This is a genomic window from Novosphingobium sp. SG754 (assembly GCF_013149315.1).
GTDB classification, from domain to species: domain Bacteria; phylum Pseudomonadota; class Alphaproteobacteria; order Sphingomonadales; family Sphingomonadaceae; genus Novosphingobium; species Novosphingobium capsulatum.
Map to the genome: position 1 here is coordinate 46,374 of NZ_JABGCC010000007.1, position 17,268 is coordinate 63,641.

At 66.1% G+C, this 17,268-nt stretch carries 17 protein-coding genes; 8 read left to right on the forward strand and 9 right to left on the reverse strand.

Annotation, left to right across the window (positions count from 1 at the left end):
* Window positions 1-17: 17 nt before the first annotated feature.
* The gene (locus FHW97_RS16855; protein ID WP_171799366.1) at window positions 18-926 is read right to left on the reverse strand and encodes an alpha/beta fold hydrolase; all 909 of its coding nucleotides are present in this window, start codon (window positions 924-926) and stop codon (window positions 18-20) included.
* Window positions 927-1,013: 87 nt separating this feature from the next.
* Between FHW97_RS16855 and FHW97_RS16860 the strand changes: the two genes are divergently transcribed.
* Both FHW97_RS16860 and FHW97_RS16865 read left to right on the forward strand, forming a co-directional pair.
* Window positions 1,014-2,432, forward strand: a complete 1,419-nt coding sequence (locus tag FHW97_RS16860; RefSeq protein WP_171799314.1) for a protein adenylyltransferase SelO family protein — start codon at window positions 1,014-1,016, stop codon at window positions 2,430-2,432.
* 104 nt (window positions 2,433-2,536) lie between these two features.
* The gene (locus tag FHW97_RS16865; RefSeq protein WP_107717102.1) at window positions 2,537-3,949 is read left to right on the forward strand and encodes a succinylglutamate-semialdehyde dehydrogenase; all 1,413 of its coding nucleotides are present in this window, start codon (window positions 2,537-2,539) and stop codon (window positions 3,947-3,949) included.
* Here the strand turns inward: FHW97_RS16865 and FHW97_RS16870 are convergent.
* Together FHW97_RS16870 and FHW97_RS16875 are read right to left on the reverse strand one after the other, a co-directional pair.
* Window positions 3,946-4,179 carry a hypothetical protein gene (locus FHW97_RS16870; protein ID WP_022675018.1) on the reverse strand — a complete coding sequence of 78 codons (234 nt, stop codon included), beginning with the start codon at window positions 4,177-4,179 and terminating at the stop codon, window positions 3,946-3,948. The two genes, FHW97_RS16865 and FHW97_RS16870, sit on opposite strands and share 4 nt — an antisense overlap.
* Window positions 4,180-4,332: 153 nt before the next feature.
* Window positions 4,333-4,824 carry a glycine zipper 2TM domain-containing protein gene (locus tag FHW97_RS16875; protein ID WP_028657508.1) on the reverse strand — a complete coding sequence of 164 codons (492 nt, stop codon included), beginning with the start codon at window positions 4,822-4,824 and terminating at the stop codon, window positions 4,333-4,335.
* Between the two features lie 168 nt (window positions 4,825-4,992).
* Between FHW97_RS16875 and rarD the strand changes: the two genes are divergently transcribed.
* Entirely contained in the window at window positions 4,993-5,925 is a 933-nt protein-coding gene (gene rarD / locus FHW97_RS16880; RefSeq protein WP_171799315.1) for an EamA family transporter RarD, read from the forward strand.
* Between the two features lie 157 nt (window positions 5,926-6,082).
* On the opposite strand, the gene pyrC is transcribed toward rarD, so the two are convergent.
* A complete protein-coding gene (pyrC, locus tag FHW97_RS16885) occupies window positions 6,083-7,123 on the reverse strand; it encodes a dihydroorotase (protein ID WP_171793614.1) in 1,041 nt (346 codons plus the stop codon).
* Window positions 7,124-7,161: 38 nt separating this feature from the next.
* On the opposite strand from pyrC, the gene FHW97_RS16890 reads away from it, so the two are divergent.
* Window positions 7,162-7,899, forward strand: a complete 738-nt coding sequence (locus tag FHW97_RS16890) for a folate-binding protein YgfZ (RefSeq protein ID WP_169049243.1) — start codon at window positions 7,162-7,164, stop codon at window positions 7,897-7,899.
* A gap of 116 nt (window positions 7,900-8,015) precedes the next feature.
* On the opposite strand, the gene FHW97_RS16895 is transcribed toward FHW97_RS16890, so the two are convergent.
* From FHW97_RS16895 to FHW97_RS16910, 4 genes are all read right to left on the reverse strand, one after another.
* Window positions 8,016-9,683 (reverse strand): ATP-binding protein, encoded by a 1,668-nt coding sequence (locus tag FHW97_RS16895; protein ID WP_171799316.1) that lies wholly within the window; start codon window positions 9,681-9,683, stop codon window positions 8,016-8,018.
* Window positions 9,684-9,837: 154 nt separating this feature from the next.
* Window positions 9,838-10,602 carry a TIGR02186 family protein gene (locus FHW97_RS16900; protein WP_171793615.1) on the reverse strand — a complete coding sequence of 255 codons (765 nt, stop codon included), beginning with the start codon at window positions 10,600-10,602 and terminating at the stop codon, window positions 9,838-9,840.
* The gene (locus FHW97_RS16905) at window positions 10,599-11,513 is read right to left on the reverse strand and encodes a sulfite exporter TauE/SafE family protein (RefSeq protein ID WP_107717096.1); all 915 of its coding nucleotides are present in this window, start codon (window positions 11,511-11,513) and stop codon (window positions 10,599-10,601) included. The genes FHW97_RS16900 and FHW97_RS16905 overlap by 4 nt, the downstream gene beginning before the upstream one ends.
* A gap of 102 nt (window positions 11,514-11,615) precedes the next feature.
* Entirely contained in the window at window positions 11,616-12,200 is a 585-nt protein-coding gene (locus FHW97_RS16910) for a glycosyltransferase (protein WP_171799317.1), read from the reverse strand.
* A 117-nt stretch (window positions 12,201-12,317) separates the two neighbouring features.
* On the opposite strand from FHW97_RS16910, the gene nhaA reads away from it, so the two are divergent.
* The 3 genes from nhaA to miaB all read left to right on the forward strand — a co-directional run bounded on the left by nhaA (window position 12,318) and on the right by miaB (window position 15,499).
* Window positions 12,318-13,499: a Na+/H+ antiporter NhaA gene (gene nhaA / locus FHW97_RS16915; RefSeq protein WP_171799318.1), complete on the forward strand. Its 1,182-nt coding sequence runs from the start codon at window positions 12,318-12,320 to the stop codon at window positions 13,497-13,499.
* A gap of 98 nt (window positions 13,500-13,597) precedes the next feature.
* The gene (locus FHW97_RS16920) at window positions 13,598-14,053 is read left to right on the forward strand and encodes a Dps family protein (RefSeq protein ID WP_022675008.1); all 456 of its coding nucleotides are present in this window, start codon (window positions 13,598-13,600) and stop codon (window positions 14,051-14,053) included.
* A gap of 123 nt (window positions 14,054-14,176) precedes the next feature.
* On the forward strand, window positions 14,177-15,499 hold the full coding sequence (gene miaB, locus FHW97_RS16925; RefSeq protein WP_171799319.1) for a tRNA (N6-isopentenyl adenosine(37)-C2)-methylthiotransferase MiaB: 1,323 nt from the start codon (window positions 14,177-14,179) through the stop codon (window positions 15,497-15,499).
* Window positions 15,500-15,587: 88 nt separating this feature from the next.
* Here miaB and FHW97_RS16930 read toward each other — a convergent pair whose 3' ends face one another.
* Complete coding sequence (locus FHW97_RS16930; RefSeq protein WP_022675006.1) at window positions 15,588-15,890, reverse strand: hypothetical protein; 303 nt, start codon at window positions 15,888-15,890, stop codon at window positions 15,588-15,590.
* 265 nt (window positions 15,891-16,155) lie between these two features.
* Here FHW97_RS16930 and FHW97_RS16935 point away from each other — a divergent pair, with 265 nt between their 5' ends.
* Window positions 16,156-17,247, forward strand: a complete 1,092-nt coding sequence (locus FHW97_RS16935) for a PhoH family protein (RefSeq protein ID WP_084390904.1) — start codon at window positions 16,156-16,158, stop codon at window positions 17,245-17,247.
* Window positions 17,248-17,268: the final 21 nt, after the last annotated feature.

Genomic DNA, 17,268 nt, shown 5'->3' on the forward strand with positions numbered 1-17,268 from the left:
TCCTGCAACCGCCGCGATCAGTCGAGCCGCGCCAGCAGGGCATCGATCGCCGCGCGTGCCTCGGGTTCGTCCAGCGTCGGGGCATGGCCCACGCGCGGCAGGGTCACCAGCGTGCAATCGGGATGGCGCTGCGCCATCGCGGCGGCGGTATCAGCCGAGAGAATGTCCGACGTGGCACCGTGGACCACCACCAGCGGCACCGGCGTCAACGCAGCGAACAGCGGCCACAGATCGGCCTCAGGCGGCGGGGCGGTGCCTTCTGCCTTGGCCTTGGCCGCGGCATCGTCGCGCGCCTGCTCTGCCGCCTCGATCGGGTCGGCGATCTTCATGTCATAGTCAAAGGCGATGCGCCCGCCCGTGCCCAGGGCCATCAGCCGCTTGGCCAGGCGCAGCCAGTCTTCGATGCTGAAATCGGGATAGATATCGCCCATCGTCTCGCGCAGGCCGCGTGCCGCGTGCATCCAGGTCAGATAGCTGCGCCCCTGGCCGACATAGTCGGTGATCCGCGCCAGGCCGGCCGGATCGATCACCGGGCCGATATCGTTAAGCACGGCGCCCGCCACCAGGCCGGGCTGGCCGGCCGCCAGCGCCATGGTGAGAATGCCGCCGAGCGACGTGCCGATGGCGATGAAGCGGATGATCTTTTCGGCGGCGAGCAGGCCCGCCAGATCCTGGGCATAGACCGGCGGCTGATAGGTCATCGGATCGCGGGCATAGTCGCTTTCCCCCCGCCCGCGCAGATCGGGGCACAGCACGCGCCGGCCGCTGGCGGCGATATGCGGCGCCAGATCCTCGAAATCGCGGCCATTGCGCGTCAGGCCGGGCAAGCAGATCACCGGAAGACGCGCCGCATCGCCGGGATAGGCGCGATAGGCCAGGCGCAAACCATCGGTGCTGGCCCAACTGCGAATCTCGAATGTGGCGATGGGCAAACGCGTTTTCCCGTGTCTTGTATCACTGTTAAGCCACAAGGCGCCTTGCCTGTGGCGTGCAAGCACCCCACTAATGGAAGAATGGAGCCTGTCCCGCAAGCCGTGTCGGATCGCCCGCTGCCGGGTCAAGCCATTCCCTATCGCCCCGATCCGCAATTGGCGGCGCTGGCGCCCTGGCTGGGCGATAGCGTGGCGGCGGCCGATTTTCCGCAGACCGTGCTGCGCTGGCGCAATGATCGCGCCGCCGCGCAGGTGGGGCTTGATGGCCTTAGCGATGACGAGTGGCTCGCCCACTTCGGCCGCTTCGTGCCGCTGCCCGGCAATCTGCCCGGGCCACTCGCGCTGCGCTATCACGGGCACCAGTTCGGGGTGTACAATCCCGACCTGGGCGATGGGCGCGGCTTTACCTTTGCCCAGTTGCGCGATGGCGCGGGCCGCCTGCTCGACCTGGGCACCAAGGGTTCGGGGCAGACGCCGTGGAGCCGGCGGGGCGACGGGCGCCTGACACTCAAAGGCGCGGTGCGCGAAATCCTCGCGACCGAGCTGCTCGAAGCGCTGGGCGTCAACACCAGCCGCACCTTTTCGGTGATCGAGACCGGCGAAAATCTGTGGCGCGGTGATGAGCCCTCGCCCACCCGCTCGGCGGTGCTGGTGCGGCTCAGCCATGGACACATCCGCATCGGCACGTTCCAGCGCCTGCTCGCGCTCGACAAGCCGGCCGAGATGCACGAATTGATCGCCTATTGCCTGGCGCAGTTTCCCGGCGCGCCCGATGCGGCGCCTGCCGGATCCAGCCCGGCGGCCACGCTGCTGCACCAGGTGGTGGCGCGCATGGCCGATATGGCGGCAAGCTATATGGTCGCAGGCTTTGTCCACGGCGTGCTCAACACCGACAACATGAACGTGACGGGCGAAAGCTTTGACTATGGCCCGTGGCGCTGGTTGCCGCGCTGGGACGCAGGGTTTGTCGCGGCCTATTTCGACGAGGCTGGCCGCTATGCCTTTGGCCGCCAGCCCGAGGTGATCGGCTGGAACTGCGGCCAATTGGCCGTGGCGCTGCGCCTGGTGGAGGAAGCGCCGCCGCTGATCGCCGCGCTCGAACGCTTTGGCCCGCTCTATCAGGCGGCCATGGCGCGGCGCTGGTGCTGGCGCCTGGGCGTGGCATCGCAAGGGCTGGAACGCGATAGCGCCCTGATCGCTGCCTGCGAGGCGGCGATGCGCGCCAGCGGGACCGGACCGGACGCGTTTTTCCACGCCCATCGCGGCGGGCGCGGCGCCGATGCCTTGCCCGAACTGGCGAGCTATGCCCCGACCGGCAGCGACCATCCGCTGTGGCAGGAAGACGCCCCGCCCAGCCTGCTGATCGATGAAGTGGAAAGCATCTGGGCGCCGATCGCCGAACACAATGACTGGAGCGCGCTCGATGCCAAGATCGCGGCCATCCGTCGCCTGGGCGAGGCACTCGGCCAGCCGCCGGTGCCGGCCGGCCACGATCATTAAGCAATGCGACAGGCTGCTGGGCCGATCGCTGACCCATTCGTAACGCTTTTGGTTTATCCCGCTCTGTGACAGCAAGCCTCACCCAAAGGATCGACGCCCACCCCGTGGCAGCCGGAGAAATCATTTCCACAGAGCCGGCCACCGGTGCTGAACTCTGGCGCGGGGCCGTGGGCGATGTCGATGCGGCGGTGGCGCGTGCGCGGCGCGCGTGGCCGGCCTGGGCAGCGCAGCCGCTGTCCACCCGCATCGAATTGATGCGGCGCTTTGCCAACGAAGTGCGCAAGGATGCCGAAAGCCTAGCCACCCTGATCGCGCGCGAAACCGGCAAGCCGTTGTGGGAAGCCAAGGGCGAGGTCGATACCGTGCTGGCCAAGGTGGAAATCGCGGTGCGCAGCTACGCCGAACGCACGGCGCAACGCCGGCTCGACAGCGCGCTGCAGGGCACGGCCGCGCTGCGCCACAAGCCACACGGCGTGATGGCGGTGATCGGCCCGTTCAACCTGCCGGCGCAAGCGCCTGTCGGCCATATCATTCCCGCGCTGATCGCCGGCAATGCCGTGGTGTTCAAGCCATCGGAAAAGGCGCCCGCCACCGGCCAGGCCCTGATCCAGTGCCTGCACCGCGCCGGGGTGCCGGCCGCCCTGGCGCAGATGCTGGTGGGCGCGGCCGAGGAAGGCAAGGCGCTGGCCACGCATGAAGGCGTCGATGGCGTGCTGTTCACCGGATCGAGCCACACTGGCCTTACGCTCAACCGCCGCCTGGCGGCGCAGCCGGGCAAGATCGTGGCGCTGGACCTGGGCGGCAACAACCCGATCGTGGTGTGGGATACGCCCAAGATCGCCGATGCGGCCGCGCTCGTCGTGCAATCGGCGTTTACCACTGCCGGGCAGCGCGCCACGGCCGCGCGCCGGCTGATCGTCAAGGCCGATCTCTATGATGCCGTGGTTGGCGAGGTAAAGGCTCTGGCCGATCGCCTGATCGTGGGCGCGCCGCTTGATGATCCCGCGCCGTTCATGGGGCCGGTGATCGACAATGCCGCCGCCGATGGCCTGACCGAAAGCTTTGTCTATCTGCTGTCGCACGGCGGGCGGCCGATCCGCCATCTCACCCGGCCGCGCGGCGACCTGCCGTTTCTGGCCCCGGCGATGATCGATGTGACTGCCATGGCCCAGCGCCCCGATGTGGAGTTGTTCGGCCCGATCCTGCAGGTGATCAAGGTGGATGATTTCGACCAGGCCCTGGCCGAGGCGAACGCCACGCGCTTTGGCCTGTGTGCCGCGCTAATCGGCGGCACCCCGCAGGATTACAACCGGTTCTGGGCCAATGTGCGGGCCGGCGCGGTCAACTGGAACCGACCGACCAACGGCGTCTCACCCGCAGCACCATTGGGCGGGGTGGGCCTTTCCGGCAACCAGCGGCCGGGCGCGTTCTATGCGGCGGATTTTTGCGCCTATCCCGTCGCCTCGGCCGAAATGGAACAGCCGCGCGCCTCGATCGGCATCGGGCTGTCTGGCTAGGGCGAATCGGGGGGCGGCGTGGCGGGATCGACCGGGCCGCCCGGCACCACCGCCGCGTTGCGCATGTTCTGCTGCGACAGATCAGGATCAACCAGCAATTGCCCTTCAAGCGCGGCGCTCATTGCGGGATCGTGATCAGCCTTGCGCTTGGGCGCATCATCCTGCGCGCAGGCCGTCACGGCCAAGCTGGCAAGCAGCGCAAAAAGGCATGAGGCAAAGGGCTTGGCCATGGCCATTCCTGAACCGGCCGTGGTTAGCGGTGCGTTAACGGCCCGGCAAAACCAGACGCAAAAGGGGGCCTGCACGCCACCACGCATGCAGGCCCCGGTCCCGCCCGATCCCCGACTGGTCCCTCCGGTCGGGCAGGATCTAGCGTATTCGTTTTAACGGCAGCGGGCGTTGCTCTGGTCGATCGACTTGCCCAGCAGCGCGCCACCGGCTGCACCCAGCAGGGCGCCAAGCGTGCGATCACCGTTGCCGGCAATGCCCCGGCCGATCAGCGCACCGGCCACGCCGCCCACCAGCAGGCCGGTGGTGCCGTCATTGCGGCGGCAGTAATAGCGGCCGTCGTTGCCGCGCCAGCTCTGGCCGCGATAGGCAACATCGCCGTAATAGCCACGGTCGTTGCCGCGATAATCCTGGCGGTCATAGCCGCGATAGTCGTTGCCGCCACGGCCATAGCCACCGCGCCAATCGTCACGATCGCGCCAGCCGCCACGGTTGTGGTTCCAACCCTGGTCCCAGCCATCGTGCGCCACCGGGGCAACCAGCGTGGGCTGGGGGGCAACTTCAATCGCCGCCGAAGCCGGGGCGATGCCGGAAGCCAGAGCGGCCGTTGCGGCCAGGCCCAGCATAGTCTTGCGAAGTGCGATCATGTTCGGTCTCCTGATCCGTCGTGTTGGTTCATGTTTACAGGCTTCAAGCTGAACGACATGCAACGCGACTGTCAGAATTGGTCAGAAACGAAAAAAGTTCGGACCGGCCCGCACGCCGCGCGCAAAAGGGCCTTGGCGCAAGGCGATGTGCCTGCCACAGGCCCGGCCATGAGCGAGAGGATAGACAGCGCAACAGCGAGCAACCTGAACAACCCCGGCACGTCCAAGGCCGCGGGCGGCCTGGGCGCGGCCGTGCTGGCCTATGTGATCTGGGGATTCTTCCCGATCTATTTCCATCCGCTGCTCGGCGTTCCGGCGATCGAGCTGGTGAGCTGGCGCGTGGTGTTCACCTTGCCGGTGTGCCTTGCCGTGGTCTGGCTCAGCGGCCAAGGCCCCGCCCTGCGCGCTGCACTCACCACCCCTGCGGTGCTTGGCCGGCTGGTGCTGAGCGCGGCGGCGATCGGCTGCAACTGGCTGATGTATCTGGTGGCGATCGAAACGCACCAGGTGCTGGCGGCGAGCCTGGGCTATTACATCAACCCGCTGCTCAATGTGCTGATCGGGGTGCTTTTCCTGCACGAGCGCTTGAACCGCCTGCAATGGGCAGCCGTGGCGCTGGCTGCCGGTGGCATTGCCGTGCTGATGGCCGGCGCACTGTCAATGCTGGGCGTGGCCATGGCGATGGCCGGCAGCTTTGCCCTCTATGGCCTGGTGCGCAAGTTCTTGGTAGTGCCTTCGGTCATCGGCCTGACCGTGGAAACCGCGGTGCTGTTCGTGCCGGCGCTGCTCGCCGTGCTCCATGCCGCGTCCGGCCCGGCCGGCTCTGCCCTGTCGCAAGGCGGCGTGGTGCCCTGGCTGCTCGCCGGATCGGGCGTGGTCACAGCTGTGCCGCTGCTGCTGTTTGCCGTCGCCGCGCGCAAGCTCGATCTTTCGACGCTGGGCTTTGCCCAGTTCATCGCGCCGACCATCCTCTTCGTGCTCGGCGCATTGCTTTATGGCGAGCCGCTCGATCCGGCGCGGGTGACGTGTTTCATGCTGATCTGGGCGGCGATTGCCTTGTTCAGCTATGACCTGCTGCGCCGGCGGCAAGGCGCCAAATGATCAGCGGGAATTGCAACAGTAAGCGGGACCCCGGATCAAGTCCGGGGTGACGTCAGATAGTTAAATTATTTATGATTTCGTCACCCCGGACTTGATCCGGGGTCTCGCTATTGTGCGAACAAATCGCGCGCCTGGAAGCGATCTCTCGCCAAAAGCCTCAGACCAGGCGCCAGGCCAGGGTTTCACCGGCGTGGAACGGCACCAGCACCGTGCCGCCCGCCGCGATTTCGGCCGGCACGGCAACGCCGGTCTTTTCCAGGGTCACCGTGCCCTCGTTGAGCGGCAGGCCATAGAAGCGCGGGCCGTTTTCGCTGGCAAAGGCCTCGAACTTGTCGAGCGCGCCTTCCTCGTCGAACACCGCGATGTAGCTTTCCAGCGCATAGGGCGCGTTGAACAGCCCGGCGCAGCCGCAGGCGCTTTCCTTGAGGTGGCGTGCGTGCGGCGCGGTGTCGGTGCCGAGGAACACGCGGTCATGGCCCGAGGTGGCGAGCTTGCGCAGCGCCAGGCGGTGCTTTTCGCGCTTGGCCACCGGCAGGCAATAGGCATGCGGGCGCATCCCGCCCACCAGCATGGCGTTGCGGTTGATGTGCAGGTGCTGCGGCGTGATCGTTGCGCCCACGTTCGGCCCGGCGCTTTCCACGAACTGCGCGGCTTCTTGCGTAGTGATGTGTTCGAACACGATTTTCAGCGCCGGGAAATCGGCCACCAGGCGGCCCAGCGTGCGCTCGATGAACACCGCCTCGCGATCGAAGATGTCGACGTGGGAATCGGTCACCTCGCCATGGATCAACAGCGGCATGCCGATCTTCTGCATCCGTTCGAGCACGGGATAGATCGTCGCCACGCTGGTGACGCCATGGGCCGAGCCGGTGGTGGCATGGGCAGGATAGAGCTTGGCCGCGGTGAACACGCCGGCGCTGTGGCCACGCTCGACCTCGTCAGGATCGGTGTGGTCGGTCAGGTAAAGCGTCATCAACGGGGTGAAATCGCTGCCCGCCGGCAAGGCCGCCAGGATACGGTCGCGATAGGCGGCAACGCCGGCCACGTCGGTCATCGGCGGAGACAGGTTGGGCATCACGATCGCACGGGCAAACTGGCGCGCGGTATAGGGCGCCACGCCTTCCAGCATCGCGCCATCGCGTAGGTGAACGTGCCAGTCATCCGGGCGGCGGATCGTGAGAGTCGTTTGCGTGCTCATGGCTTCCCCTTAAGCCCAAGCGCTCCTATCTGTCACCCATGAGCAATCCCCGCCTGTTCGATCGCGCCCTGATCCGGCTATCCCCCACTGAGCCAGGAGAAGACGTGGCCGCGTTCCTCCAGGGCCTTGTCACCAACGACGTGCAAGGGCCGCTGCCGGTGTGGGCCGGGCTGCTGACCCCGCAGGGCAAGGCGCTGTTCGATTTCCTGGTCTGGCCCGATGGCAAGGACGCGCTGCTGATCGATTGCGAGGCCGCCGTGGCCGAGGCGCTGGTCAAGCGCCTCTCGCTCTATCGCCTGCGCCGCAAGATCGCGATCGCCATTGCGCCCGAACTTGGCGTTTATTGGGAAGGTCACATGGGCGATGGCGGCGCCGCCGATCCGCGCCTTGCCGCGCTGGGCCAGCGCTGGATCGCCGCGGTGGCTGACGATGACGTGGCGGTCGATGCGCCATGGCGCGAACACCGCCTCAAGCTGGGCGTGCCCGAAGGACAGGCCGAACTGGGCAGCGACCAGACGCTGTGGCTGGAAACCAATGCGGCCGAACTCAACGGCGTGAGCTTTACCAAGGGCTGCTATGTTGGCCAGGAAAACACCGCGCGGATGAACTGGCGGCAAAAGGTCAACCGCCGCCTGACGGTCGTTCCCCTCGCCCAGTCAGACCCGGCCCGCCAGCGCGCCGCCTATCCCGACCTCGGCCTGGCGGTGGATCATCTGCGGACAGAAGCGATTACCCACGTCCCGCATTGGCTTGAGGATGCGCTGAAAGCGGATTGAGCGTTGTGCAAGCCGCCCTTCGACAAGCTCAGGGCGAACGGAGTCCGGTAACAATTCCTCGGAATTCCGTTCGGGCTGAGCCTGTCGAAGCCCCCCGCAGGCACGCGCCGCCCCCCTCAAAACCGGCTTTGCGCGCGCCAGCGATGCACGGTGCGCGCGACGCTTTCCGTTTCGCCGCCGCTCTTGCCCCATAGCTGGCTGAACGAGGGATCGGCCGATGCCGGACGGCGCGCTTCGTCGAGGTCGTCAAACGCCACGCGGATGGGAATCGCCACGCCTTCGCCGCAGATGATGCATTCGCGGTTGCGCAGCGCGGGAATCGAATCGAGGAACCCGCGCGCGCCTTCGGGCATGGCCGCGCGCACGAACTGCTGGTCGCGATCGTTGTTGAGGCGCATCGAGATGATCGTGCCGCATTGCGACAGCACGCCTTCGGCCAGGTCAGACGGGCGCTGGGTGATCAGGCCCAGCGACACGCCATACTTGCGGCCTTCCTTGGCGATGCGCGACAGGATACGACCGACCGACGATCCGTTGGAATTGCGCTCGTTGGGCACATACCGGTGCGCTTCTTCGCATACCAGCAGGATCGGCCGCGTGGTTTCCTGGCGCGACCAGATGGCATAGTCGAACACCAGGCGGCTGAGCACGGCAACCACGGTAGAGGTGATTTCGGACGGAACGCCCGACACGTCGATGATCGAGATCGGCTTGCCATGTGCCGGCAGGCGGAACAGCCGCCCGACGAATTCGGCCATCGTATCGCTGACCAGCATGCCCGAGAACATGAACTGATAGCGCGGATCGTTGCGGATTTCCTCGATCTTGCTCTTCACCCGCATATAGGGGATCGAGCTGTGCCCCTTGTCGAGCTTGCCCATCTCGTTCTGCAGGATGTTGCACAGATCGGACAGCAGGTAGGGGATCGGCGAATCCTGCGTGATGCGGCCCACCTGTTCGGCCAGACGGTTCTTCTGCCGCGCCATCAGCAGGCACTTGGCCAGGATATCGGCGTCGATCTGGCGTTCTGCCCCGGTAGCGGTGAGGAACACCTCGCAGTGTTCTTCAAAGTTCATCAGCCAATAGGGCATCTGCAGGTTCGACACGTCGAACAGTTGCCCGGTGTTGCGAAACGCCGAAAGATATTCGCCATGCGGGTCGATCATCACGATATGGCCTTCGGGTGCCATGTCGCAGATGCGGTGCAGGATCAGCGCAGCGGCGGTCGATTTGCCGGTGCCGGTCGATCCCAGCAGCGCGAAATGCTTGCCCAGCAGCGGATCGATATAGAGGCCGGCGCGGATATCCTGCGTGGGAAACACCGTGCCCACGGTCACATGCGCGCGGCCGTCGCTGGCATAGATCTGGCGCAGATCGGCGCTGGTGGCCGGATAGACCAGCGCGCCGGGCACGGGAAACCGGGTAACGCCGCGGCGAAAGCCAAAGATGCGGCCGGTGGCGGGGTCTTCCTCGCCCTCCCCCAGAAAATCGAGCTGGGCCAGTGCGCCACCATCCACCTTGCCATCGCGGCGCTGGTTGCGCACCGAGCCGAGCAGCCAGCCGCGCCCCACGCGCACCTTGATCTGGCTGCCCACCTGGCCCGACAGCGCCACGGTGGGATCGGCATCGTCCATGCAGTCTTCCAGGCGGTGCAGATCGAGCGCGATGCCGCTGCCCGATCCGGCCACATCCACCACCACTCCGATCGGGCTGAGCGCGCAATCGGACGGCGGCAGATCGCGCGGTTCAAGGACAATATCGGGCAACGCAGCGGCAGATGGCATCGGCCCGTGCGGGGCAAGATCTCCAGGCCGGGCAGGGTCTGCCGAAATGAATACCTGCCTGCTCATGTCCGTCATGCCTGTTCTTGCCCCAGCCCGTTGTCGCGCCAAACGCTAGAACTGGCAGGGTTAATTTTGGGCTAAGCAGTGCCCCGCATCACACCAGCGCAAACAGGCGCCCGGCGATCCAGCCCATGCCCACCGATACCAGCACGGCAAACAGGCCATAAAGCAAGCCGTTGCCATCGGCCTGGTCGGCCACGAAGCGTTCGAAACCCTGCTTCGACACGTCAACCCGCGTGACCGCAGAGGTGATCACCCGGCCCTGGCGGATGGCAAAGGTTTCAGCGGTATAGGTGCCGGTGCGCACTTGCGAAGGCAGCGTGATGCGCGCCTGATACAGCACCTGCCCGCTGATCGTTACGCCGTGGCCGTCTTCGCGATAAAGACCTTGCCTCTGCATCAGATCCACCAGGCCATCGGCAAAGTGCCGTTGCCGCGCCGGGTCGATCGCCCCGATCGGGGACAACTGCAGGCGATCGAGACCGAGTTCATAGATCGCTGCGGTCTTGTCATCCACGATCTCGCGGACCGGGCGGGACGAGGCGATGGCAAAGAAACTGGGCGCAGAGCGCAGCTCGCTGCTGGCGGCATTCACCCAGATGCCCGCCACCTTGCGCTTTTCCCGCAGCACGATGGACTGCACCGGGCCTTTGAGCACGACGACGATATCGTAATCCTGCGCGGCGCGGGTGCCACCCGGATCGAGGATCGCGCCAAACAGCAAGAGGTCGGCCCCGGTAAAGCCCTGGCGCACCTCCACCCGATGCTGCGAGATTTCGGGCACCAGGATTGGTGCACGCGCCCCGCCCAGCAGAACCGCCACCGGCGCCAGCAGCGCCAGCACCCAGCGCGGCGTCATAGCGGCACCACGGTGAAAATCTCGTCGGGTCGATAGCCCAGGCCCAGCGCCATGCGCAGTGCCACGCCCAGCACGATCACCGCCAGGATCAGGCGCAACTGCTCGGGCTTGGCCTTTTGTGCAAACTGCGCGCCGATCTGTGCGCCCGAAACCGATCCCACCAGCAACAGACCCGCGAGCACGATATCCACCGCATGCGTGGTCAGCGCGTGCATCATCGTTGTCGCCATCGTTACGAACAGGATCTGGAACAGCGAGGTGCCCACCACCACGTTGGTGCTCATGCCCAGGATATAGAGCATCGCGGGAACCAGGATGAACCCGCCGCCGATCCCCATCAGCATGGTCAGGATGCCGGTGGTCATGCCCAGCAAGAGCGGCGCCAGTGGCGAGATGTAAAGGCCCGAGCGATAGAACCGCCAGCGCAGCGGCAGGCTGGCTACCAGGGGATGATGGCGGCGGCGCCGCGCCGGCTGGGCGAGGCCAAGCCGCTGTGCACGCAGGGCGGTGATGCTTTCATGCGCCATCAGCCCGCCGATGCCGCCCAGCAGCACGACATAGAGGATGTTGATCACTGTATCGATCTGGCCGAGCGCCTGAAGCAGGCGGAACAGCAGTGCCCCCACCCCGGTGCCCAGCACCCCGCCGGCGACCAGCACCGCGCCCATGTGATAATCGATGCCGCCGCGCCGAGCGTGGGCAAATGCGCCCGAAACGCTGGCCCCGGTCACCTGGCTCGCGGCCGATGCGGCGGCCACCGTCGGCGGCACGCCATAGAAGATCAGCAACGGAGTAGTGAGAAAACCACCACCCACGCCGAACATACCAGACAAGAGCCCGGTCAAGGCGCCAAGCCCCACGATCACCAAGCCGTTGACCGCCAGATTGGCGATGGGAAGGTACACATCCATCGCCACTTGTCCTAGGCGGCGCAGGCCAATTCCGCAATGCCACGGTTGCCCCGCACGGCTGCGCCGCGGCAGCAAAAGGGCGATCGGCACTACATGCGAAAGCTATGCCCACAGCGCCGGAAGCGGCGGTTGACTATATTCGTCATCGCGCGGTTTCGAGGCATCGTGCACGATTACGCTTCGCACGACCCTGCCGCTGCGCGCCTCATCGGCCTGCAACGCAAGATAAAGCCGATTGAGGCAATCGGCCTTGGTCGTCGGGCCGTCGCGATCATGCACCACGATGCGCAGGCGCGGATCGGTGGCGCAGCGCATGACCGCCGCCAGCGTGGCGGGATCGTTGCGATGGCAGCCGACATACAACCGCAGGTCCGCATTTGGCCAAGCCGCCAGGCAATGCTCGATCACGGCGGCCACACCCGGCGCTTCCGACCAGACCGGCACCAGCACCGCTGCCGCACCCGGCTGGCGCCCCGTGCCATGATCAACGCGCGCCTGCCAATCGTGCCTTGCCGCAAAGCCCGAAGCCAGATGCAGTGTGCAAGCCCGGCCCGTGATCCGGAGCCAGGCCCACAGTCCGTCCAGCCGCCGTTCTTGGCAGGCACCCACGGCCAGGCATGTTGCAGCGAAAAGCAGAAGTTCGCGCTGCAACATGGCCAGCCACAGCCAGACTGTGGACAGCGACATCATTCCCAATTTGCCCTCACCCCCGTTTGACGGCAAACACCCCCACTGGCAAATTACGGCTGGCCGTGGCGCGTGGCAACGCTTGCAACCTTCAGGAATGAATCGAATATGGCGGAAATGCGCGTGTCCCCTCATCAGCCGCAATCGACATTGCGCCGATTGATGCGCCACGAAGCAGCGCCGGGCGTGCTGCTGCTGGTCTGCGCGGCGCTGGCCATCGCACTGGCCAATTCGCCCTTGCACCATGCCTATCATGCCGCACTGCACCATGCCCTTCCGGTGATCGTGGCGCCCCAACTCGACAGCCTGCATGCCTGGATCAACGACGGCCTGATGGCCGTGTTCTTCTTTGTCGTGGGGCTTGAGATCAAACGCGAAATCATCAGCGGCGCACTGGCCGATTCACGGCGGCGGCGGCTGCCGGTGCTGGCGGCGCTGGCAGGCATGGCGCTGCCCGCGCTGGTGTTCCTGGCCGTCAGCCGTGATTTTCCCATGCTGCATCGCGGGTGGGCCATTCCCGCCGCAACCGACATCGCCTTTGCCATGGGTGTGCTGGCCCTGATCGGGCGCCGTGCCCCCCGGTCGATCAGGTTGTTCCTGCTGACCGTGGCCGTGGTCGATGACCTTGGCGCGGTGGTGGTGATCGCCATTTTTTACACCAGCGGGGTGGCCTGGGCCTGGCTGGCGGCGGCGGCCGCCGTGTTTGGCGCGATGATTCTGATCAACCGCGCCGGTGCGACTCGGGCGTCGACCTATGCGGTCTTTGCCGTGGCCCTCTGGGCATGCGTGCTGCAATCGGGCGTCCACGCCACCGTGGCGGGGGTGCTGGCGGCGCTGACCGTGCCGATGAAGCTCAATGCCCGGGGTGACAGCCCGCTGCTGCGCCTGGAACATCTGCTTGTACCGATCAATGGCTTCGTGATCGTCCCGCTGTTCGGCTTGGCCAATGCCGGGGTCGATCTGCGCGCCACGGGCCTGGCCGGCATCCTCGCGCCGCTGCCCATGGCAATCGCGGCCGGGCTCGTCGTAGGCAAGCAGGCCGGCGTGCTGGGCGCGGTTCTGGGTGCCGAACGGCTGGGCCTGGCGCCACGGCCGGCCGGCGCGCGGCTGATGCATCTGTGGGGCATGGCGCTGCTGTGCGGTATCGGCTTTACCATGAGCCTGTTCATTGCCGCGCTGGCGTTTCCAGCGCAGCCCGATCTGGTCGAGCAGGCCAAGATCGGCATCCTGGGCGGATCGCTGCTGTCCGCCCTCGGCGGCGCGATCGTCTTGCGACTGGCGCCAAAGCCTGCCGATTGATCGACAAAACCGATTTATTCAAGCCACCATTTGCGTGAAACTTTGGCGCCGTTGTGGCGTATGAAAGCGCAAAGCCAAGCAAAGGAAAGGGGTTTACCATGCCGGGCGACAACGCAAACAAGGCGCTGATCGATAGCCTGAACGGGCTGCTCGCGGATTATTTCGCGCTCTATATCAAGACCAAGAACTATCACTGGCACGTGGCCGGCCCGCAGTTCCGCGATCTGCACCTGCTGTTTGACGAGCAGGCCACCGAACTGTTCGCCCTGACCGACATCGTGGCCGAGCGCGTGCGCAAGAACGGCGGCGCCACGCTCACCTCGATCGGCGCGATCGGCGCCAAGGCCAGCGTAAAGGATGATGACCGCGCCAAGGTTGATGCGATGGACATGGTCAAGGCCCTGCGCGACGACAATGCCGCGCTGGTCGAAACCATCCGCAAGGTGAAGGCCGCGGCAACCGAAGCCGGCGACAACGCCACCGAAGGCGCGGCCGATGACTGGACCGACCAGGCCCAGCAGCGCGTGTGGTTCCTGAGCCAGATCCTGGCCTGAACCAACGCTGCCTGCCATGCCAAGGCCCGCCGCGCATGCCTTGCGCGGCGGGCCTTTTCCTGGGCGGTGGCGCTGCGCAAGGCGGTTTCCATCCGCGCCCGATTGCCTTATGGGGCGCGGCTTATGCCCGCAGAGAATCCCCCCCGGACGTTTCACGTCAAGAGCTTCGGCTGCCAGATGAACGTCTATGACGGCGAGCGCATGGCCGAGCTGCTTGCCGCCCAAGGCATGACCGCCGCCGACGAGCGCGATGGCGCCGATCTGGTCGTGCTCAACACCTGCCATATCCGCGAAAAGGCCACGGAAAAGGTCTATTCCGATATTGGCCGCCTGCGCCGTGCCGATGGCACCACGCCGCTGATCGCGGTGGCCGGTTGCGTGGCCCAGGCCGAGGGCGAGGAAATCATGGCGCGCGCGCCGTCGGTCAAGGTCGTGGTCGGGCCGCAAGCCTATCACCGCCTGCCCGAAATGGTGGCCGACGCCGCCGCCGGCAAGCGCGGCACCGAGACGGACATGCCGGCCGAAGCCAAGTTTGCCGCGCTGCCCAAGCGCCGCCGGTCGGGCCCCAGCGCGTTCCTGACGGTGCAGGAAGGGTGCGACAAGTTCTGCACCTATTGCGTGGTGCCCTATACGCGTGGCGCGGAAATCTCGCGCCCGTTTGCCGATCTGGTGGAAGAAGCCAAGCTGCTGGTTGCCGGCGGCGCGCGCGAAATCACCCTGCTGGGGCAGAACGTGAATGCCTGGACCGGCCAGGACGACAAGGGCCGCGCCATCGGACTCGATGGGCTGATCCGGGTGCTGGCGGCAGAGCCAGATCTGGCGCGCATCCGTTATACCACCAGCCATCCCAACGACATGAGCGATGGGCTTATCGCCGCCCATGGCGAGATCGACAAGCTGATGCCGTTCCTGCACCTGCCCGTGCAGGCCGGCAACGACCGCGTGCTCAAGGCGATGAACCGCAGCCACACGGTGGAAAGCTATCTCAAGATCCTCGATCGCGTGCGCGCCGCCCGGCCCGATATCGCGCTGTCGGGCGATTTCATCGTCGGTTTCCCGGGAGAGACCGAGGCCGAATTCCAGGACACGCTCGATCTGGTGGGTACGGTGCGCCATGCCCAGGCGTTCAGCTTCAAGTATTCGCCCCGCCCCGGCACGCCAGCGGCCACGATGGACGATCAGATCGCGCCGGCGGTGATGGACGAGCGGCTCAAGCGGCTGCAGGCTGCGCTGGCACGCGATGCCACGGCGTTCAACCAGGCCAGCGTGGGCCGGCGCTGCCAGGTGCTGGTCGAGCGGCGCGGGCGCCTTGCCGGCCAATGGCTGGGCAAATCGCCCTGGCTGCAATCGGTGCACTTCACTGGCGATGTGGCGATAGGCGATCTGGTGACGGTTGACCTGGTGCAGGCCGGGCCCAATTCGCTCGCTGGCCAGCTGGTCGCCTGATCTCGTCCAGCATTGCCAATCACGCAGACACAAAAAGGGCCCCGCCGCGATCCATGCGACGGGGGCCTTTTCGTTTGGGCGCCTGGCCTTAGCCGTGGTGATGGCGATAGGCGTGGCGGATCTTGTGATGCATCACCTTGCGATCGTGGCGCATGTCACGGCGATCATGGCGCAGCTCGTGCTTGGCGATGCGCACCGCGCGTTCGTTGCCATGGGCGCGGGCCACGGCCACTTCGCGGCGATCGTGGCGCACTTCGGCGCGATCACGGCGCACTTCGTGGCGGGCGGCGGCCACGGCCGGGGTGTTGACCGGCTGGGCATTGGCAATGGCCGGCGCCATGACGGGGGCAACCAGGGCGGCGGCGACGAGGGCGAGGACGAACTTGCGCATGGGGGTAACTCCTTGTTCCGGCCGGACCTGAGCGTTTTGCCCGGGGGTCTCGTTCGGCCATGAAACGGTTATGGCCCTGCCCGGCTGAATGCCTGCCGAAGCACCTTGCAAGAAACCGCTCAGGTTTGTCGTGCCCCGGCAGCAAAGTGTCGCGCAATTGTTACCTGCGTTGTGCATTTTGCCGCCAGTCTCCCTTGCACAAGGGCAATCACGCCTTACACTTGGATAAAGTGGTTCGATGAAAGGAGCGCGAAAACCCCATCCCATGGCTCGCAAATTCCCCCGTGCCCACGACGAGGCACATCGCGACATGACCTTCGACCGCCCCGGACACCGTGCCGGAATACAGGGCGATGGCGGGGTCAGGACCGGGCCTCGGCCCGACCAACCCCGTCGCGCCCGCGTGGAAGTGGAATTTGAAGAGCAGACGATGCTGGGCGCGCTGTTCGGACAGTTCGACACCAACCTGGTGCAGATCGAAAACCGCCTCGGCGTGTTCATTTCCGCACGCGGCAACAAGGTCTTGATCGAAGGACCCGAAGACGCCGTGGCCCGCGCCCGTGACGTGCTCAAGGGCCTGTACCAGCGCCTCAACACCGGGCACGAGATCGACAGCGGCGCCCTGGAATCGCTTATCGCGATGAGCGCGGAACCCACGCTCGAAGGGATCATCACCGGAACGCCGGGCAATGCCCCGCCGATCATGATCCGCACCCGCCGCAAAACCATCGTGCCGCGTTCGGCCACGCAGATCGCCTATATGCAGGCGCTGGTGCAGAACGACGTGATCTTTGCCCTGGGGCCGGCGGGTACCGGCAAGACCTATCTTGCCGTGGCCCAGGCGGTGGCCCAGCTGATGACCGGTTCGGTTCAGCGGCTGATCCTGTCGCGCCCGGCGGTGGAAGCTGGCGAGCGCCTGGGCTTCCTGCCTGGCGACATGAAGGAAAAGGTCGATCCCTATCTGCGCCCGCTTTACGATGCGCTCTATGACTGCATGCCGCCCGAACAGGTGGAGCGGCGCATCGCCAGCGGCGAAATTGAGATCGCCCCGATCGCTTTCATGCGCGGGCGCACCCTGGCCGATGCCTTTGTCATCCTCGACGAAGCGCAGAACACCACGCCGGCGCAGATGAAGATGTTCCTCACCCGCTTTGGCCAGAACAGCCGCATGGTGGTGTGCGGCGATCCCAAGCAGGTTGACCTTCCCGGCGGCGTGGCTGCCAGTGGCCTGGCAGACGCAGTCGGCCGGCTGGAAGGCGTGGACGGCATCGGCGTGGTGCATTTCAGCCGCGCCGACGTGGTGCGTCATCCTATCGTGGGCCGTATCGTTGAAGCCTATGAAGGGAACGAGGCCTGACCTTGCACGGTGACTCCACCA

What these genes read in the sequence shown, in the direction of transcription:
- FHW97_RS16860 (WP_171799314.1), top strand. Translation starts at nt 1,014, where the DNA reads ATGGAGCCTGTCCCGCAAGCCGTGTCGGATCGCCCGCTGCCGGGTCAA.
- FHW97_RS16870 (WP_022675018.1), bottom strand. Translation starts at nt 4,179, where the DNA reads ATGGCCAAGCCCTTTGCCTCATGCCTTTTTGCGCTGCTTGCCAGCTTG.
- FHW97_RS16875 (WP_028657508.1), bottom strand. Translation starts at nt 4,824, where the DNA reads ATGATCGCACTTCGCAAGACTATGCTGGGCCTGGCCGCAACGGCCGCT.
- rarD (WP_171799315.1), top strand. Translation starts at nt 4,993, where the DNA reads ATGAGCGAGAGGATAGACAGCGCAACAGCGAGCAACCTGAACAACCCC.
- pyrC (WP_171793614.1), bottom strand. Translation starts at nt 7,123, where the DNA reads ATGAGCACGCAAACGACTCTCACGATCCGCCGCCCGGATGACTGGCAC.
- FHW97_RS16890 (WP_169049243.1), top strand. Translation starts at nt 7,162, where the DNA reads ATGAGCAATCCCCGCCTGTTCGATCGCGCCCTGATCCGGCTATCCCCC.
- FHW97_RS16895 (WP_171799316.1), bottom strand. Translation starts at nt 9,683, where the DNA reads ATGCCATCTGCCGCTGCGTTGCCCGATATTGTCCTTGAACCGCGCGAT.
- FHW97_RS16900 (WP_171793615.1), bottom strand. Translation starts at nt 10,602, where the DNA reads ATGACGCCGCGCTGGGTGCTGGCGCTGCTGGCGCCGGTGGCGGTTCTG.
- FHW97_RS16905 (WP_107717096.1), bottom strand. Translation starts at nt 11,513, where the DNA reads ATGGATGTGTACCTTCCCATCGCCAATCTGGCGGTCAACGGCTTGGTG.
- FHW97_RS16910 (WP_171799317.1), bottom strand. Translation starts at nt 12,200, where the DNA reads ATGTCGCTGTCCACAGTCTGGCTGTGGCTGGCCATGTTGCAGCGCGAA.
- nhaA (WP_171799318.1), top strand. Translation starts at nt 12,318, where the DNA reads ATGCGCGTGTCCCCTCATCAGCCGCAATCGACATTGCGCCGATTGATG.
- FHW97_RS16920 (WP_022675008.1), top strand. Translation starts at nt 13,598, where the DNA reads ATGCCGGGCGACAACGCAAACAAGGCGCTGATCGATAGCCTGAACGGG.
- miaB (WP_171799319.1), top strand. Translation starts at nt 14,177, where the DNA reads ATGCCCGCAGAGAATCCCCCCCGGACGTTTCACGTCAAGAGCTTCGGC.
- FHW97_RS16930 (WP_022675006.1), bottom strand. Translation starts at nt 15,890, where the DNA reads ATGCGCAAGTTCGTCCTCGCCCTCGTCGCCGCCGCCCTGGTTGCCCCC.
- FHW97_RS16935 (WP_084390904.1), top strand. Translation starts at nt 16,156, where the DNA reads ATGGCTCGCAAATTCCCCCGTGCCCACGACGAGGCACATCGCGACATG.